This is a genomic window from Rhodococcus sp. NPDC060090, from assembly GCF_042729855.1.
Classification (GTDB): domain Bacteria; phylum Actinomycetota; class Actinomycetes; order Mycobacteriales; family Mycobacteriaceae; genus Rhodococcus.
In genome coordinates this window covers 245,666-263,236 of sequence record NZ_JBHWXB010000002.1, presented here as the reverse complement: position 1 = coordinate 263,236, position 17,571 = coordinate 245,666, and the positions used below count along the sequence as shown (strand labels likewise).

General features: G+C 66.5%; 15 protein-coding genes. 6 read left to right on the top strand and 9 right to left on the bottom strand.

Annotation, left to right across the window (positions count from 1 at the left end; translation table 11 throughout):
* Window positions 1–2: 2 nt before the first annotated feature.
* From ACFWCF_RS03640 to ACFWCF_RS03630, 3 genes are read right to left on the bottom strand one after another with little or no spacing between them, the layout of a single operon-like run.
* Entirely contained in the window at window positions 3–857 is an 855-nt protein-coding gene (locus ACFWCF_RS03640) for an FAD binding domain-containing protein (protein ID WP_378557272.1), read from the bottom strand.
* Window positions 854–3,244 carry a xanthine dehydrogenase family protein molybdopterin-binding subunit gene (locus ACFWCF_RS03635; protein ID WP_378557269.1) on the bottom strand — a complete coding sequence of 797 codons (2,391 nt, stop codon included), beginning with the start codon at window positions 3,242–3,244 and terminating at the stop codon, window positions 854–856. The genes ACFWCF_RS03640 and ACFWCF_RS03635 overlap by 4 nt, the downstream gene beginning before the upstream one ends.
* Entirely contained in the window at window positions 3,241–3,726 is a 486-nt protein-coding gene (locus ACFWCF_RS03630; protein ID WP_378557266.1) for a (2Fe-2S)-binding protein, read from the bottom strand. Before ACFWCF_RS03630 ends, ACFWCF_RS03635 begins: the two co-directional genes overlap by 4 nt.
* A 158-nt stretch (window positions 3,727–3,884) precedes the next feature.
* On the opposite strand from ACFWCF_RS03630, the gene ACFWCF_RS03625 reads away from it, so the two are divergent.
* Window positions 3,885–4,697, top strand: a complete 813-nt coding sequence (locus ACFWCF_RS03625; protein ID WP_378557263.1) for a mycofactocin-coupled SDR family oxidoreductase — start codon at window positions 3,885–3,887, stop codon at window positions 4,695–4,697.
* A gap of 23 nt (window positions 4,698–4,720) precedes the next feature.
* Here the strand turns inward: ACFWCF_RS03625 and ACFWCF_RS03620 are convergent, their stop codons facing one another.
* From ACFWCF_RS03620 to ACFWCF_RS03595, 6 genes are all read right to left on the bottom strand, one after another.
* Window positions 4,721–6,571 carry a plasmid pRiA4b ORF-3 family protein gene (locus tag ACFWCF_RS03620; protein WP_378557261.1) on the bottom strand — a complete coding sequence of 617 codons (1,851 nt, stop codon included), beginning with the start codon at window positions 6,569–6,571 and terminating at the stop codon, window positions 4,721–4,723.
* 45 nt (window positions 6,572–6,616) lie between these two features.
* Window positions 6,617–7,798, bottom strand: a complete 1,182-nt coding sequence (locus ACFWCF_RS03615; RefSeq protein ID WP_378557258.1) for an XdhC family protein — start codon at window positions 7,796–7,798, stop codon at window positions 6,617–6,619.
* A complete protein-coding gene (locus ACFWCF_RS03610) occupies window positions 7,791–8,894 on the bottom strand; it encodes a VWA domain-containing protein (RefSeq protein ID WP_378557255.1) in 1,104 nt (367 codons plus the stop codon). Before ACFWCF_RS03610 ends, ACFWCF_RS03615 begins: the two co-directional genes overlap by 8 nt.
* Window positions 8,895–8,896: 2 nt before the next feature.
* Entirely contained in the window at window positions 8,897–9,787 is an 891-nt protein-coding gene (locus tag ACFWCF_RS03605; RefSeq protein ID WP_378557252.1) for an AAA family ATPase, read from the bottom strand.
* Between the two features lie 120 nt (window positions 9,788–9,907).
* Window positions 9,908–10,681, bottom strand: a complete 774-nt coding sequence (locus ACFWCF_RS03600; protein WP_378557249.1) for a thioesterase family protein — start codon at window positions 10,679–10,681, stop codon at window positions 9,908–9,910.
* A 10-nt stretch (window positions 10,682–10,691) separates the two neighbouring features.
* Window positions 10,692–11,345: a TetR/AcrR family transcriptional regulator gene (locus ACFWCF_RS03595; protein ID WP_378557246.1), complete on the bottom strand. Its 654-nt coding sequence runs from the start codon at window positions 11,343–11,345 to the stop codon at window positions 10,692–10,694.
* 102 nt (window positions 11,346–11,447) lie between these two features.
* Between ACFWCF_RS03595 and ACFWCF_RS03590 the strand changes: the two genes are divergently transcribed.
* The 5 genes from ACFWCF_RS03590 to ACFWCF_RS03570 are packed head-to-tail and all read left to right on the top strand — an operon-like array spanning window position 11,448 to window position 17,515.
* Complete coding sequence (locus ACFWCF_RS03590) at window positions 11,448–13,043, top strand: carboxyl transferase domain-containing protein (protein ID WP_378557243.1); 1,596 nt, start codon at window positions 11,448–11,450, stop codon at window positions 13,041–13,043.
* A gap of 5 nt (window positions 13,044–13,048) precedes the next feature.
* On the top strand, window positions 13,049–15,052 hold the full coding sequence (locus tag ACFWCF_RS03585; protein WP_378557240.1) for an acetyl/propionyl/methylcrotonyl-CoA carboxylase subunit alpha: 2,004 nt from the start codon (window positions 13,049–13,051) through the stop codon (window positions 15,050–15,052).
* Window positions 15,049–16,221, top strand: coding sequence for an acyl-CoA dehydrogenase family protein (locus ACFWCF_RS03580; protein WP_378557237.1), 1,173 nt, complete (start codon window positions 15,049–15,051; stop codon window positions 16,219–16,221). The genes ACFWCF_RS03585 and ACFWCF_RS03580 overlap by 4 nt, the downstream gene beginning before the upstream one ends.
* Window positions 16,218–16,700 carry a MaoC family dehydratase gene (locus ACFWCF_RS03575; protein ID WP_378490740.1) on the top strand — a complete coding sequence of 161 codons (483 nt, stop codon included), beginning with the start codon at window positions 16,218–16,220 and terminating at the stop codon, window positions 16,698–16,700. Before ACFWCF_RS03580 ends, ACFWCF_RS03575 begins: the two co-directional genes overlap by 4 nt.
* A complete protein-coding gene (locus ACFWCF_RS03570) occupies window positions 16,697–17,515 on the top strand; it encodes an HpcH/HpaI aldolase/citrate lyase family protein (RefSeq protein WP_378557234.1) in 819 nt (272 codons plus the stop codon). Before ACFWCF_RS03575 ends, ACFWCF_RS03570 begins: the two co-directional genes overlap by 4 nt.
* Window positions 17,516–17,571: the final 56 nt, after the last annotated feature.

The following is a 17,571-nucleotide window of genomic DNA, read 5'->3' as shown; positions in this document are numbered from 1 at the left end:
ACTCAGAGCCCCACAGCGGTCGTCACGGCGCGCCGCGTGAGGACTTCCGCCAGGTGGCTTCGATACTCGGCGTCGGCGTTGCCGTCGGTCATCGGGTCGGTTCCGTCGGCCGCGTGTGCGGCGGCCGACGCGACCGTACCGGCGGTGGCCGCTTGTCCGACGAGTGCTTCCTCGACTGCGCGGGCCCTCACAGGCACCGCCGCCATGTTCGTCAGGGCGACCTTCGCTTGTCGGATCGTGCCATTGTCGGTCTCGATTGTCGCTGCGACACCCACGATCGACCATTGTTGCGCTGCGCGATGGAACTTCTCGTAGCGTGCCGACCACCCGGTGTGCTTGGGAATGCGGATCTCCGCGAGGATTTCGCCCGGCTCCACCGCGGTCGTGAAATAGTCCTGGAAGAAGTCCGGCGCCGCGATGGTGCGCCGGCCGGAAGGGCCGACGACGACGAATTCCGCATCGAGCGCCAGGGCCGGAGCCGACAGATCTCCCGCAGGGTCGGCGTGCACAAGTGCTCCGCCGAGCGTTCCACGGTGGCGTATCTGCGGATCGGCAACGGTGCCAGTGGCTTCGGCCAGCAACTTCGCGTGTTGTGCGACGAGTGGATCGTGCAGCACCTCGTAGTGTGTGGTGGTCGCGCCGATCACCAGGGTGTCGCCGTCCTCGCGGATCCCCCGCAGATCGGAGACGCGGCCGAGGTCGACGACGGTGGACGGCGCCGCCATCCGGAGCCGCAGCACAGGCATCAGACTCTGGCCCCCGGCCATCACCTTGGCGTCCTCACCGGCGTTGTTCAGCGCGGCGACCGCTTCGTCGAGAGTGGTCGGGGCGGTGTACTCGAATTCGGCGGGGATCATCGGTTTCCCTCCTGAGCGGAACGGATCGCGTGCCAGACCCGCATGGGCGTGCACGGCATGTCGATGGAGCGAACCCCGAGCGGCCGGAGCGCGTCGAGCACGGAGTTCACCACGGCGGGTGTCGACGCGATCGTGCCCGCCTCGCCGACGCCCTTGACCCCGAGCGGGTTTCCGGGAGCAGGTGTGTTCGTGCGGTCGGTGATGAAATGCGGCAGGTCCACCGCCGTCGGCAGCAGGTATTCGGCGAACGACCCGCTGAGCAGGGTCCCCGTCTCGTCGTGCACGGCCTCCTCGTACAGGGCCTGAGCGATGCCCTGTGCCAGCCCTCCGTGCACCTGGCCCTCCACGATCAAGGGGTTCACCACGTGGCCGATATCGTCGACGCACACGTACTTGCGGATGCGTGCATGTCCGGTCTCGGTGTCGACTTCGATGGCGCACAGGTGGGTGCCGTGCGGGAACGAGAAGTTGTCCGGGTCGTAGGTAGCCTCGGAATCGAGATTCGGTTCGACCCCGTCGGGCAGATCGTGTGCGGCGAACACCGCGAGTGCGACGTCGGTCAGCGCAACGGCCTTCTCGGTGCCCTTCACCTTGAATCGACCTTCGGTGAACTCGAGATCGTCCTCGGCACATTCCATCAGGTGCGCCGCGATCGGCCGGGCCTTCGCCACCACCTTCTCGGCGGCCTTGACCACCGCGATACCGCCGACGGCAAGCGAGCGCGACCCGTACGTATCGAGGCCGCGGGGCGACGACTGGGTGTCGCCGTGCAGAATTTCGATGTCGTCGAACGGGATTCCCAGTTGGTCGGCGACGATCTGGCTCCACGCGGTCTCGTGCCCCTGGCCGTGCGACGACGATCCCGTGACCACTTCGACCTTGCCGGTCGGCAGCATGCGGACGGCAGCATGTTCCCATCCGCCTGCGCCGTACGACAGTGATCCCAGTACCCGCGACGGCGCGAGACCGCACATCTCGGTGAATGTCGACACTCCGATGCCGAGTTGCACAGGATCATTCGACTCGCGGCGCTGCGCCTGCTCGCGGCGCAGGCCGTCGTAATCGAACAGTTCGAGGGCCTTCGCGGTGGCCGCCTCGTAGTTGCCCGAATCGTAGGTCAGCCCCGCCACCGAATCGAACGGGAACTCTTCATGCCTGATCCAGTTCTTCTCGCGTATCTCGATCGGATCCATCGACAGTTCGGCAGCGAGTTCGTCCATCATCCGTTCGATCGCGAACGTCGCCTCCGGGCGTCCCGCGCCGCGGTACGCGTCGGTGGGCACCTTGTTGGTGAACACGTTGGTGCAGGTGAAGTGGTAGGAATCGAATTTGTAGATGCCGGTGAACATGAATGCGCCGAGGATCGGCACACCGGGAGTGACGAGACGCAGGTAGGCGCCCATGTCCGCGAGCAATTCGACCTTCATGCCGGTGACGGTGCCATCGCGTCGCGCTGCGAGCGTGAGCTTCTGGATCTGGTCGCGGCCGTGGTGCGCGGCGACCATCGATTCACTGCGGGACTCGGTGTATTTGACGGGCTTGTGGAGTCGGCGCGCGATGAGCAGAGTGAGGACTTCTTCCGGAGTCACCTGCAGCTTGCCGCCGAACCCTCCCCCGACGTCGGGTGCGATCACGCGCAGCTTGTGTTCGGGGATGCCGAGCGACATCGCCAGCATCAGTTTCAGAATGTGCGGCACCTGGGTGGCCGACCACATGGTGATCTGTGTGGCGGTCGGGTCGACGACCACCGAGCGGGGTTCCATGAACGCGGGAATCAGCCGTTGCTGACGGAAGGTGCGTTCGACGAGGACTTCGGCGTCGCGGATCGCGTCCTCGATGTTGCCTCCGCTGCCGGCTTCGGCGGAGTCGAATGTCCATGTGGCGCTGCGGTTGGTTCCGAGATCGGGATGCACTATCTCGGTGTCGGCGGCCGCGTCGGCGAGGTCGAGCACCACCGGAAGGTCCTCGTAGTCGACGTCGATGACGTCGAGCGCATCGTGGGCCTCGTAGGTGGTGCGGGCCACCACGACGGCGACCGCTTCACCGGCGAAGTTGACGGTGTCGACGGCCAGGGATGGCGCGGGTGGAGCTTTTTGGTCTTCAGTGATCGGCCACGCACACGGCAGGCTGCCCTGCTCTTCGGCGAGGTCGGCGCCCGTGTACACGGCGATGACGCCGGGTTGCTTCTTCGCCTCTTCCACATCGATGGCGGTGATACGGGCGTGCGAGAACGGGCTGCGCAGGATCGCGGCGTGCAGCATTCCGGGGAGGACGATGTTGTCGGTCCAGCGGGTCCGGCCGGTGATGAGGTGTTCGTCCTCCTTGCGGCGACGGGACTGCCCGATCTCGGGCTCGGCTCCGCTGGTCCGTGACTCGGTGGTGGTCATCGTGCGTCCTCCGCCGGGGTTGCGTGCATGCGCCGGGCCGCATCCTGCGCGGCTGCGACGATGTTCTGATATCCCGTGCACCGACAGAGATTTCCTTCGAGGCCGTGGCGGACCTGCTCTTCGTCGGGGTCGGGGTTCTCGTTCAGCAGGTCGACGGTCGCCATGATCATGCCGGGCGTGCAGTACCCGCACTGCAACGCGTGGTTCTCGCGGAAGGCCTCCTGGACCGGGTGGAGGGTGCCGTCCTTCGTGAGTCCTTCGACCGTCGTAACCGCTCTGTCGTCGGCCTGCACGGCGAGCACCGAGCAGGATTTGACGCTCTTGCCGTCCAGCAGGACGGTGCATGCGCCGCAGTTGCTTGTGTCGCACCCGACCACTGTGCCCACCTTGCCGAGTCGTTCTCTCAGGTAGTGGACGAGAAGGAGTCGGGGTTCGACGTCGTCGGTGTAGACCGCTCCGTCGACCGTGACAACGATGCGCATCGGACCTCCCAGTACTTCGTGCAGTCCCGTGATCTGGACCCAGTGATATGGATCACTGCCAGCTTCCTGCATCGCGCGCGTAGAAAGGAGAGGAATGACGGAAATCCTTCGGCGGCACCGACATGGACGACGTGTTTTCGACGACGGAAGGAACCTGCATGGGCCGGCTCGACAACAAGATCGCGTTCATCACCGGAGTCGCCCGAGGTCAGGGCCGTGCGCACGCCGTGCGGCTCGCGAGTGAAGGCGCACAGATCGTCGGTGTCGACCTTGCCGGTCCGCTGCCCGGCGTCCCTTACGATTCCGCGACCCCAGGCGACCTCGATGAGACGAAGCGGCTCGTCGAGGCGGAAGGCGCGAAAGCGCACCTGGTGCAATGCGACGTCCGCGACCTCGACGGTCTGAAAGCGGCGGTCGAGGAAGGGGTCGCGCACTTCGGTGGTCTCGACGTGGTGGTCGCCAACGCAGGCATCTGCATCCCGGAGACCTGGGACGAGGTCACTCCCACGAGCTTCCGCGACACCCTCGACATCAACGTCACCGGTGTGTGGAACACGATCACGGCGACCGCACAGCACCTCATCACCCGCGGTGGCGGATCTATCGTCATCACCAGCTCACTCGCCGGTGTCAAGCTGCAGCCGTTCATGGTGCCCTACACGACAAGCAAGCATGCGCTCGTCGGCATGGCCCGCGCATGTGCGGCGGAACTCGGGCAGCACGACATCCGCGTCAACAGTATTCATCCCGGTGCTGTGAACACCCCGATGGGTTCGGGAAGCATGCGCGAACGTATCGCGCAGACGGCGGAGTCCAATCCGCGACTGGGCGGCATGACCATGCCGTTCCTCAACCAGTACATGGCGGAGGCCGACGAGATCTCGAGCATGGTCGCGTTCCTCGCCTCCGACGAATCGGCGTTCGTCACCGCCCAGAGTCTCGCGATCGACGGCGGAGCCCAATACTTCTAGGAATCTCGCCGTCGCGGGTGTGCCTACCCGAACAGCCGCTCCAACCGCTCGTTCGGCCCGTCGGTGTCGAACGCCTTCGGATCGATCCGCTCCCCGGGATTCAACCCGAGCCACTCGCGCATCTGTTCATGGTCGTCTGCGGCCGGGTCGTCGATGGCTGCGACGATCTGCGCCCAACCCCACGGCCCGCCGCTGTCCTCGGCCGGCGCCATTCCACGCCCTCCGGTGCACACTGCGCGCGGCGCCTCGGGGTCCACGTCGCCGATCGCCTCGACCACGATCTCGTGTGTCCAGCTGTCTCCGAAGTCGTACTCGTACGTCAGCTTCGCCCCCACCTTCGGGAGTGCGGTGGCCACGGCGACGGTCTCCTCCGCGACGACGTCACGGAACATATCGGCGAAATCGGAATCCATCTGGTGGTCGGGGAGATATGCCCGACCGGCTCCCCGCTTCGTACCGTCCGTGTACATGTGCAGATGACTGTCGTCCCAATCGAAGCACGCCTGGATGATGTCGTGCAGACAGCACAGTGGCAGTCCACTATCGACGACGACACGTCTCCACACCGGTGGCTTCATACCGCTGAGTGACACTTTCACGGTGTAGGAAGGTCCCGGTTCGGGCTCGATGTCGTCGACGTCGATGTCGCCGAGGAGGGCAGTAAGCGCTTGGTGCACAGCGGGCTTCAATGGTTCGGGAACGCGATAGGTGCCGTCGGTGATGTCGAAGAATCCATCCGCCACCATGGACTCGGCACGCGTGTCGGCCACCAGGTCGAGAAGGGAGAGCAGTTCCTCCGGTGCCGTTTCGAAGACCGCGCGGCGTTCGTCCGCATCACACGGTACGGGTTGGTCGCCGGATCCCGCCGCAAAGAGAATCGTGATCGCCTGGTCGATCATCTGAAAGTACGCGCCCAGCCGGCTCTCGTTGCGCGTGGACAGGCTCGCGACGATCCATCCGGACACCACGTTTCGGCAGGAGTCGAGGAAGGCGTTGCCGTTCACCGGACGGTGCCAGAGCGTCGCGGTCGGCCCCGGCGTGACAACGGTGGAGTTGCTCGTGAGAAGGCCGGTGTCGTGCGCGACCGTCCAGGCCTCCGACAATCCCGCGACGTCCCACATGGACCGCACCGACCGGGTGTCGCCCGCGCCGGCCGGGTCGTCGAACAGCCCGGGAGCGTTCGAGCGCTGAACCGAGGTGGTCACGGAATGACCGAACAGGGCGGCGGCTTCCGGCACCGCGGCGAGCTTGAGAGCGCCTGTGGACGTGATAGGCCGCGAGGTGCCGACCCAGTCCACCAACGCCTCCATCCTCTTCACGAGTGGCATCTCGGTCAGGGCGGCGAGCTCGACGGCAGGTTCCACCTCGGGAACGGGAATGTCGAGGATCGACGGGCCCGTGCCGTCTCTGTCCACATACTCACCGATCCGTTCGATGCACGACGTGTAGTCGTCGTCCGAACCCGTCCAGAATCCGGATTCGCTGAGGAACAGCAGATATGCGGCGACTTCGCTCACGATCAGCAGGCGGGCCTCGTCACTGGCGACGACACGGTCACTCAGTAGAACCACGTCGAGCAGATGGTCGACGTCCGATCCCCGCCAGGCAGTCGCCGAGAATCCCGGGGTCTCCTCCGCGAGCGTGTCCACGGCCTGGGCGACACTGGCGATCAACTCCCCGGCTCTCTGATCGTCGAGGACTGTCTCGGTGTCGAGTAACCAGGTATGGAATTCAGCAGTGATCCGGGTGTACTCGTCCAGAGCGGTCCGCCTGAAACGTTCGGTCAGCGAAATGACCGCAGCCCGATCCCGCTGCCGCCTCTTGGTCTTCTCCGCGCGCTTCCGGCCGCGCGAACCGCCGTTCTTGTTGGACATGTCTGGCAAGTGGTCCCTTCGTCTTCCATGTCGGCCGGCGTGACTTCAGGCCGGATCGGGCTCGGTCGATCCATGACCGGACGACTGGCCGGCCGGATACTGCGCCAACTCCTCGTGCGTGTGGATCGGTCCACCGCGGTCCGCGAGGCGTTGCCCACCCCCACCCCATCGCAGGGCGATGATCTCGGCGCCGATCGACACCGCGGTCTCCTCGGGAGTGCGGGCACCGAGGTCGAGGCCGATCGGCGAACTCAGCTTGGCGATCTCGTCGTCGGTGATACCGATTTCGCGCAGGCGGGCCAGTCTGTCGTCGTGCGTGCGGCGCGACCCCATGGCTCCCACATAGGCGACGTCGATCCGCAAGGCCACCTCGAGGAGCGGCACGTCGAACTTGGGATCGTGGGTGAGCACCGCGATCACGGTGCGTTTGTCCACGCGGCCGGCCTCGTGTTCGGCGGCGAGATAACGGTGCGGCCAATCGACGACGACCTCGTCGGCCGCGGGAAAACGTGCGGGGGTGGCGAATACGCCGCGCGCGTCGCACACCGTCACCCGGTAGCCGAGGAACGAACCGAGCGTGGCCATCGCGGCGGCGAAATCGATCGCGCCGAACACGAGCAGCCGGGGCCGCGGTTGGAAGGCATTGACGAACACGGACATTCCTTCGCCGCGTCGCTGTCCGTCCGGTCCGTAGTGCAGGGTTCCGGAGCGGCCCACGTCGAGCAGGCCGCGTGCGTCATCCGTGATGGCGTCGGTCATGCGGGCCGACGCGAGTTCGCCGTCCGTCCGTTCCGGCCACACCGTCATGCGTCGTCCGACCACGGCGGGATCGGGATGCTCGGTGACGGTGGCGATCGCGACGGGCTCGCCCGTGTGGATCGAGTCGATGACCCCGCCGAGCGCGGTGAATTCCGCGGGGTCGATGCGTTCGACGAAGACGTCGATGATGCCGCCGCAGGTGAGGCCGACCGCGAATGCGTCGTCGTCGGAGACTCCGTACCGCTGCAGGACCGCGTTGCCGTCGCCGATGACGTCCTGTGCGAGTTCGTAGACGGCGCCCTCCACACATCCTCCCGACACGCTGCCCGTGACGGTGCCGTCGCCGGCGACGAGCATCGAGGCGCCGGCGTCGCGTGGGGCGGACCGGAACGTCGAGACCACTGTGCCCAGGGCGACGGTTTCTCCTGCGCGGTAGCGGCGCTCGAGTTCGTCGAGAACATCACGCACGGTGGACCTCCTTCAACAGTTTCTCCAACGTCGCAAGGCTGTGCCCGGCGAGCAGTCGGTCGAGGTGCGGGAGTGCGGCGGAGATCCCGGACTGGATGGGTTCGTAGCCGTCGGCGCCCGCATGGGGGTTGACCCACAGTACGGCGTGGGCGAGTCGGCGCAAGTGTGCCATCTGCTCGGCGAGCAGTGAGGTGTCGCCGCGTTCCCAGCCGTCCGAGAAGATGACGACGACAGCGCCGCGCGCCGCGCCACGTCGACCCCAGCGGTCGAGGAACGCACGCAACGTGTCGCCGAGACGTGTGCCGCCCGCCCAGTCGGGGACGGTGCTCGATGCCGCGGCCAGCGCACGTTCGGGGTCGCGGGCGCGCAGTGCGCGCGTCAGGCGGGTCATGCGGGTGCCGAGGGAGAACACTTCGGTGGCCGACGGGTTGCTGCGGGTGACGACATGCGCGAATCGCAGCAGCGCGTCGGCGTACGGGCTCATGGATCCGGATACGTCGATCAGCAGCACCACCCGGCGGGGACGGGTCGCGCGGTGGTGTCGGGCGGGCCGGACGGTTTCGCCGCCCGCGGCGAGCATGGCTCGCAGGGTGCGTCGTGGGTCGACGGGGCCGCGTCGTGACGGTCGTAGTCGTGCTGCCGGTCGCCGCGGGGGGCGGGGTTTCAGCAGTGTGAGCATTTCGTCGAGGTGTGCGCGTTCGGCGGGGGTGAGTTCGGCGATGTCGCGGTGCCGCAGGATCTCGGTGTCGTCGGCCGCGACCTGGAGTCGCGGTGAGTCGTCGCCTCCGGTGTCTGATCCGGCCGGTGAGGTGAGTGCGGCGACCGTCGCGGTTCGTTGTTGTTGTCCGGTGGTGCGGGAGAGGACGGGAAGTTCGCCGCCGAACCAGGCTTCGAAGGCGAGGTCGTAGCGGGGAAGGTCGTCGGGGTCGCGGCAGAGGGTCGCGCGGCCTGCCCAGTACACCTGGGTCGGGTCGCTCGCGTCCACTTCTCGGAGGGCACGGACGTAGGTGTGGGTGGAGTCGAGCGCGACCGGGAGTCCGGCCTCTTCGAGGGCTCGCGCGAACCCTGCGACGCCGACGAGCGCTCCGCCGCCCATGTTCAGCCTGCCAGGAGGCGGTCGAGACCGGCGCGCGCGACCCGTTCGAGGTCTTCGCGATATTTCAGGACTGCGCCGAGGGTTGCGGCGGCGGTCGCGGTGTCGAGGACGTCGCGGTCGAGTTCGATCAGAGCTCGTGCCCAGTCGAGGGATTCGGCGACACCCGGCGGTTTGAGCAGGTCTGCGTCGCGGAGGGCGTGGACGGCACGGGCGATCTGTTCGGCCAGCGCGGCGTCGATGCCGGGTAGGCGGTGGCGCAGGATCGCGATCTCGCGTTCGAGGCCGGGGTGTTCGACCCAGTGGTACAGGCAGCGACGTTTGAGGGCGTCGTGTACCTCGCGCGTGCGGTTGGAGGTGAGCACGACGAGGGGCGGGACACTGGCCTTGATCTCGCCGAGCTCTGGGATGGTCACGGAGTTCTCGTCGAGGACCTGCAGCAGGAACGCTTCGAATTCGTCGTCTGCGCGGTCGATCTCGTCGATGAGCAGGACGCACGGGGCGTCGGTGAGGGCTTGCAGCAGTGGGCGGGTGAGCAGGAATCGTTCGGTGTAGAGGGAACGTTCGGCGGCGTCGGCGTCGAACGTTCCCTCGCTCGCGGCCTCGAGGGTGCGCAGGTGCAACAGTTGGCGGGGGAAATCCCAGTCGTACAACGCCTGCGACGCATCGATGCCCTCGTGACACTGCAGCCGGATCAGCGGCAGGTCCAATGCCTCGGCGAGCGCCACGGCGAGCGAGGTCTTTCCTGTGCCGGGCTCCCCTTCGCAGAACAGGGGCCTGCCCATGCGCAGCGCGAGGAACGCTGCCATCGCGACGCCGTCGTCGGCTAGGTAGCCGGTCGATTCGAGGGATCGGGCCAGGTCCTGCGGGGATCGCACGTGTACTGCCGCTGCCATGCGCCGAGCTTAGGCCGTGCGCTGTTGTGCGCGCGACTGCACCTGACAACCGCGAACACGGCAGACAGATGCACGCGGTCGACCCGGTGAATTTGTCCGCGGAGCGCGCGTACGCCGTCGTCAGGTGCTGGGACGCACCGTGAGGATCTGCGACATCGTGCCGATCGGGCCGTAGATGTCGTGCAGAACGCTGCTGGTCAGGCCGATGCCGCCTGCCCCGAACGACACGGTGGTGTCGAAGCCGACCCACTCTCCTTGCGGTTGCGCGAATAGATGCGCGGTGAGATCGAGGTTGGGAAACGCGACGCTCTTCGGATCGGCACGCACGGTCATGCCGTTGGAGATGTCGAAGAGCCGGACGGCATGGGCGAGGTCGCTGACCTTCTCGTCGGCGAGCAGCGGAATCGGGGAGCGCGCCCAGAACGACGCCCGACCCGGCTCGACCTGAGCGCGTCGAACTTCTACGGATTCGATGAACCCACCCGGCCACACCTCCGACGCGTCCCACGGTTCGTGTTCGTCGGGCGGGGCGATGCGCGGCAGGGTGGTCGCTTCGAGTGTGTCGGTGGCGCCCGGAGCCATGAGCCACGCCCGCAGCCGCACGGCGGCGCGACCGCTGTGGGTGAGCACCGCCTCGACGAGTTCGATGGTGCGTCCGGGGCGCAGGACGGTCACCTCGACGTCCATGTCGCCGATCGGCAGTACCCCGAGGATGTCGTAGGACAGGCGGCCGATCACCAGACCGTCGTCGCGCCGCGCGTCACGGTCGCATTCGACGACGTGCGCGAGCAGCCCGAATGCGGGTGCGATGTGTTGTTCCTCGATGTTCCATGCGCCACCCACATGCTCGGTTGCGCGGAAGGAATTCGATCCGGTGCGTTCGAAGTACGTCATGTTCCCTGTCCTACTGGGGTTCTGCTTGGGCCTTACTGGGTGCTACTGGGTCCTGATGTGTGGAATCGAGTGCTGCGAGCGCCATCCGTCGCAGGACGGTGCGGGTGCTGTGCGGTGAGCGTGGATCGGCACTGTGCGGGGTGGAGTTGATGAGCCCGAAGGTCGCATGCGCCATGGTGCGGGCGTCGGTTTCGGCGAGTGCCGGATCGATGCGGCACAACACACCCACCCAGATCTCGACGTAGCGGCGCTGCAGGGTGCGCACTTGGCGCCGCCCGTCCTCGGTGAGTGAGTGCAGTTCGCGATCCTGGACGCGGATGAGGTCCTGCTCGCCCAAGGCGAAGTCGAGATGGAAGTCGACGAGGCCTTCGAGTGTGTCGTGAGGGTCGGAGGTGCTTGCTGCGACGGCGGTGCCGCCCGCGAAGAGTCGTCGGCTGATGTCGACGAGGATCTCGACCAGCAACGCGTCTTTGTTGGGGAAATGCCGGTAGACGGCGGGCCCGCTGATGCCGACGGCGGCGCCGAGGTCTTCGAGGCGTACACCGGTGAAGCCGCGTTCGGCGATCAGGCGCGCTGCCGCGACGAGCAGTTGTCGTCGGCGCTCGGCCTTGGCCTGCGACCGCGGCGTCAGCATGGGGGACTCCACTTCGACTGCCTCGTTCATGCGGGACTCCACTGGTCTGGACAACATCGGGGTATGGACAACTCGGTTAATGATAACTAACCTAGTTTTTCAGTTAATGGTGATTAGGTCAATCAACCGAGGATGGTAACCGTGACAACCGCTCACGCGCTCTCGAAAACCAGCCGTGACCAGCATGAACAATTGGTCGGAGACCTCCGGGAGAAGCTTGCCGCGGCAGCCCTCGGCGGAAACGAAAAGTCCCGTGAACGCCATGTCGCGCGAGGGAAGCTGCTCCCCCGCGACCGTGTCGACGAACTTCTCGACACCGGGAGCCCGTTCCTCGAACTGTCCCCGCTCGCCGCGAACGGCATGTACGACGACGAGTGCCCCGGCGCCGGCGTCATCACCGGAATCGGCCGAGTGTCGGGTCGCGAGTGCGTGATCGTCGCGAACGACGCCACCGTCAAGGGCGGCACCTACTACCCGGTCACCGTGAAGAAGCACCTGCGCGCGCAGGAAGTGGCGCTGCAGAACAACCTGCCGTGCATCTACCTCGTCGACTCCGGCGGAGCCTTTCTGCCCCGGCAGGACGAGGTCTTCCCCGACCGCGAACACTTCGGACGAATCTTCTACAACCAGGCCACCATGAGCGCCCAGGGGATCCCGCAGATCGCCGCGGTTCTCGGCTCGTGCACCGCAGGCGGCGCCTACGTACCCGCGATGAGCGACGAGGCCGTGATCGTCCGCAACCAGGGCACCATCTTCCTCGGCGGCCCGCCGCTGGTGAAGGCCGCGACCGGTGAAGTGGTCACCGCAGAAGAACTCGGCGGCGGCGACCTGCATTCGAAGGTTTCCGGCGTCACCGATCACCTCGCCGAGGACGACCGCGACGCACTGCGCATCGTGCGCAACATCATCTCTACTCTCGGACCGCGCACCCCGCGCCCGTGGGACGTCGCACCGACCGTCGAACCAGACACCGACCCGGCCGAACTCTACGACGTGGTCCCCACCGATTCACGCACCCCCTACGACGTGCGCGAGGTCATTTCCCGGGTGGTAGACGGTGCTAGTTTCCACGAGTTCAAGGCCGAATACGGCAAGACCCTGGTCACCGGATTCGCGCGCATCCACGGTCACCCCGTCGGCATCGTTGCCAACAACGGCGTCCTCTTCGGTGAATCTGCCCTCAAGGGAGCACATTTCATCGAGCTGTGCGACAAGCGTTCCGTCCCGCTGCTGTTCCTGCAGAATATCTCCGGATTCATGGTCGGCCGCGACTACGAGGCCGCCGGCATCGCCAAGCACGGTGCGAAGATGGTCACCGCCGTCGCCTGCGCCCGGGTTCCCAAGCTCACCGTCGTCGTCGGCGGCTCTTACGGCGCAGGCAACTACTCGATGTGCGGGCGCGCGTATTCGCCTCGCTTCCTGTGGATGTGGCCCAATGCCCGCATCTCGGTGATGGGTGGCGAGCAGGCAGCATCCGTTCTCGCGACCGTGCGCTCCGATCAGCTCGACGCGTCGGGCAAGCCGTGGTCGGCCGAAGACGAGGAAGCGTTCAAGGCTCCGATCCGCGAGCAGTACGAAGACCAGGGCAACCCCTACTACTCCACCGCTCGGTTGTGGGACGACGGCATCATCGACCCCGCCGACACCAGAAAAGTTCTCGGACTGGCACTCTCGACGTGCGCGAATGCGCCGCTCGAGCCGGTCTCCTACGGCGTCTTCCGGATGTGAGCGACATGAGTGATACGAAACGCATCGATACAGTACTGGTAGCCAACCGCGGGGAAATCGCAGTCCGCGTGATCCGCACACTGCGATCGATGGGCATCCGCTCGGTCGCAGTGTTCAGCGAGGCCGACCGCGACGCCCGGCACGTGCGTGAAGCCGACACCGCAGTTCTCCTCGGCCCCGCCGCAGCACGCGAGAGCTACCTGGTGATCGACAAGGTCATCGCCGCGGCCGTGGAAACCGGTGCGCAGGCCATCCACCCGGGTTACGGATTCTTGTCGGAGAACTCGGCTTTCGCGGCCGCGTGCGCCACGGCAGGTATCGCATTTCTCGGTCCGTCCGCGCACGCGATCGAGACGATGGGCGACAAGATCACCGCGAAGGCTGCGGTGTCGGAGTTCGGAGTCCCTGTCGTCCCGGGTGTTTCGCGGCCGGGCCTGACCGACGACGAGCTGATCGCCGGCGCCGCCGAGGTCGGTTATCCGGTACTGGTCAAGCCGTCGGCAGGCGGTGGCGGCAAGGGCATGCGGCTGGTGCACGATCCCGCCGACCTTCCCGATGCCCTGGTTTCTGCACGCCGTGAGGCCGCGTCGTCCTTCGGTGACGACACGCTCTTCCTCGAACGATTCGTCCTGCGCCCGCGCCACATCGAGGTGCAGATCCTCGCCGACTCGCACGGCAACGTCGTCCACCTCGGCGAACGCGAATGCAGCCTGCAGCGTCGCCACCAGAAGGTCATCGAGGAAGCGCCGTCGCCGCTGCTCGACGAGGCCACCCGCGCCCGCATCGGTGAAGCCGCCTGCAACACCGCGCGCAGCGTCGACTACACCGGCGCAGGCACCGTGGAGTTCATCGTCTCGGCCGAGAAACCCGACGAGTTCTTCTTCATGGAGATGAACACCCGCCTGCAGGTCGAGCACCCCGTCACCGAGATGGTCACGGGCCTCGACCTCGTCGAATGGCAGGTGCGCATCGCCGCGGGCGAACCCCTCGGCTTCACGCAGCACGACGTCACCCTCACCGGCCACGCCATCGAAGCCCGCGTCTACGCGGAGGATCCCGGTCGCGGGTTCCTGCCCACCGGCGGCACCGTCGCCGACGTGATCGAAGCGAGCGGCACCGGGATCCGCGTCGACTCCGGCCTGCAGCCGGGCACCGTCGTCGGCAGCGACTACGACCCGATGCTCGCCAAGGTCATCGCACACGCCGACGATCGTGCCGGGGCACTTCGCCGCCTCGACCGCGCGCTCGCCGATACCGCGGTGCTCGGTGTGGTCACCAACATCGACTTCGCGCGGTTCCTGCTCGCCGATCCCGAGGTGGTGGCCGGTGCGCTCGACACCGGCCTGCTCGACCGCCGTCTCGGCGACTACACGGCGCCGGAGATCTCCGATGCCGCGCTCGTCGCCGCGGCGGTGCTCCGCTGGCTGCAGCACTGGCCCGACGACACCTCCGACCCGTGGGACGTTCCCGACGGATGGCGCGTGGGCTCGCACCTGCCCACCAGCTACCGGCTCGCGTCCGGCGACCGCACCGCGCATGTGCGACTCACCGGAACCCCGTCTTCGGGCACCGCGAATGTCGAAGACGGCAGCGAATACTCGCTGTCCGCATTGCTTGACGGTTCGGTTCTTGCTGTCGTTCTCAACGGTCGAAGGCACGTGTTCCGGGTCGCGGAGGTCGACGGCGCGATCTGGCTCGCCGACGGGCACGGGAGCGTCGCGGTCCGTGAGGTCCGCGAGGCCAGCGTGCGCGGCGACGACGCCCACACCGGCGACGCAGACATCACCAGTCCGATGCCGGGCGCCGTCATCGCCGTCTCCGTCGAAGGCGGTGCCGAGGTCGCCGCGGGCCAGACGATCGCCATCGTCGAAGCCATGAAGATGGAGCATGCGCTCACCGCCCCGATCGATGGCGTCGTCGAACTGTTCGCTTCCGCAGGTGAACAGGTCAAGGTCGATCAGCTTCTCGCACGCATCACCCCGCACACAGACACGAAGGAAGAGGCATGAGCGAGTCACCGACGTACCTGGCCACCGGCCAGCTCCCCGACGAATACGAACAGCTGAGGAAGTCGGTCGCCGATTTCGCGCGCACCGTCGTCGCGCCCGTCGCGGCCAAGCACGACGCCGAGCATTCGTTCCCGTACGAAGTGGTGCAGGGAATGGCGGACATGGGTCTGTTCGGCCTGCCGTTCCCCGAGGAGTACGGCGGAATGGGCGGTGACTATTTCGCACTGTGCCTGGCCCTCGAAGAGCTCGGCAAGGTCGACCAGTCCGTCGCCATCACCCTCGAAGCGGGCGTGTCGCTCGGTGCGATGCCGATCTACCGCTTCGGCACCGACGAGCAGAAGCAGGAATGGCTCCCGCAGCTCACCAGTGGCCGCAATCTCGCCGCGTTCGGCCTGACCGAGCCCGGTGCCGGTAGCGACGCCGGCGGCACCAAGACCACCGCGAAGCTCGAGGACGGGCAGTGGGTGATCAACGGCAACAAGCAGTTCATCACCAACTCGGGCACCGACATCACCTCGCTCGTCACCGTCACCGCCGTCACCGGGGTCGACGCGAACGGCAAGAAGGAGATCTCCACGATCCTCGTGCCTGCCGGCACCCCCGGCTTCACCGCCGAGCCGGCCTACAACAAGGTCGGCTGGAATGCCTCCGACACCCACCCGCTGACCTTCGCGAATGTGCGTGTTCCCGAAGTGAATCTCCTCGGCCGACGTGGCCGCGGGTACGCGAACTTCCTGCGGATTCTCGACGAAGGACGCATCGCGATCGCGGCACTGTCGGTCGGTGCTGCGCAGGGTTGTGTCGACGAATCGGTCAAGTACGCCAAGGAACGCGAGGCATTCGGTACTGCGATCGGCAACAACCAGGCGATCGCATTCAAGATCGCCCGGATGGAAGCGCGCGCGCATACCGCTCGCACCGCCTACTACGACGCCGCGGCCGCCATGCTCGCAGGCAAGCCGTTCAAGAAGCAGGCGTCGATCGCGAAGCTCGTTGCCTCGGAAGCGGCGATGGACAATGCGCGCGACGCAACGCAGATTCATGGCGGCTACGGATTCATGAACGAATATCCTGTCGCGCGGCACTATCGCGACAGCAAGATCCTCGAGATCGGTGAGGGCACCACCGAGGTGCAGCTCATGCTCGTCGCACGGGGGTTGGGACTGTGAGCGAAGCCGAGAAGCGAATTACTCAGCGTGGTCTGTGGTTCGAGGAGTACGAGCTCGACGCGATCTACGAGCACCGCCCCGGGCGCACCATCACCGAGGCCGACAACACGCTGTTCACGACGCAGACGATGAACACGCAGGCCCTGCACCTGGATGCCGCATACGCAGCCGGGACGACCTTCGGTGAGCGACTGGTGAACTCGATGTTCACGCTGTCCACGATGATCGGTCTGTCCGTCGCGCAGCTTACTCAGGGCACGATCGTCGCGAACCTCGGATTCTCCGAAGTGTCGTTCCCGAAGCCGCTGTTCCACGGTGACACCCTCTACGTCGAGACTAAGATCCTCGACAAGCGTGAGTCGAAGAGCCGCCCCGGTGAAGGCATCGTCACGCTCGAACACACGGGTCGCAATCAGCACGGCGACGTCGTCGGCATCGCGGTCCGCAAGACACTCGTACAGAAGAGGCCGACATCATGACATGGGAATTGCCGGGTCCTGCATGGCTGTTCGTACCTGCGGATCGGCCCGAACGTTACGGTAAGGCCGCCGACCGATCCGACGTCGTCATCATCGACCTCGAGGACGCGGTCTCGGCCGGCGACAAGCAGGCGGCGCGCGACGCACTCGTCGCGACTCCGCTCGATCCCGAACGCACGGTGGTGCGCGTCAACCCGGTGGGCACCGCAGATCACGAGCTCGACATGGACGCGCTGCGTCGCACGTCCTACACCCGCGTGATGCTCCCGAAGTGCGAAAGCCGCGACGAGGTGCTCGCGCTCGCTCCACTCGAGGTGGTCGCGCTGATCGAGTCCCCGCTCGGTGTGCTCGCGGTCGAGGAGATCGCCAAGGCGGACAACACGATCGGCGTCATGTGGGGTGCCGAAGACCTGGTCGCGGGTCTCGGCGGCAACTCGAGCCGGCGCGCCGACGGCACCTACCGGGCCGTGGCGCAGCATGCGCGGTCGGTGTCGCTGCTCGCCGCGAAGGGGCATGCCCGCTGGGCCCTGGATTCGGTGTACCTCGACATCAAGGACACCGATGGCCTGCACGAGGAGTCTCTCGACACCGTTGCTGTCGGGTTCGACATCAAAGTCGCGATCCATCCCGCGCAGATCGAGGTGATCCGCCGTGCGTTCGCGCCCACCGAAGAGGAAGCGGAGTGGGCGCGGCGCGTTCTCGCCGCTGCGGAAACCCAGCGCGGTGTCTTCGATTTCGAAGGGAAGATGGTCGACGGGCCCATTCTCAAGCACGCCGAGCGGCTGCTCCAGCGGGCTTCGGCGCGCACCACCTGACCGCCCGCACCGCAACCCCGCCCCCCGGCGCGAGCGAATGTATCCCTCGATCTATT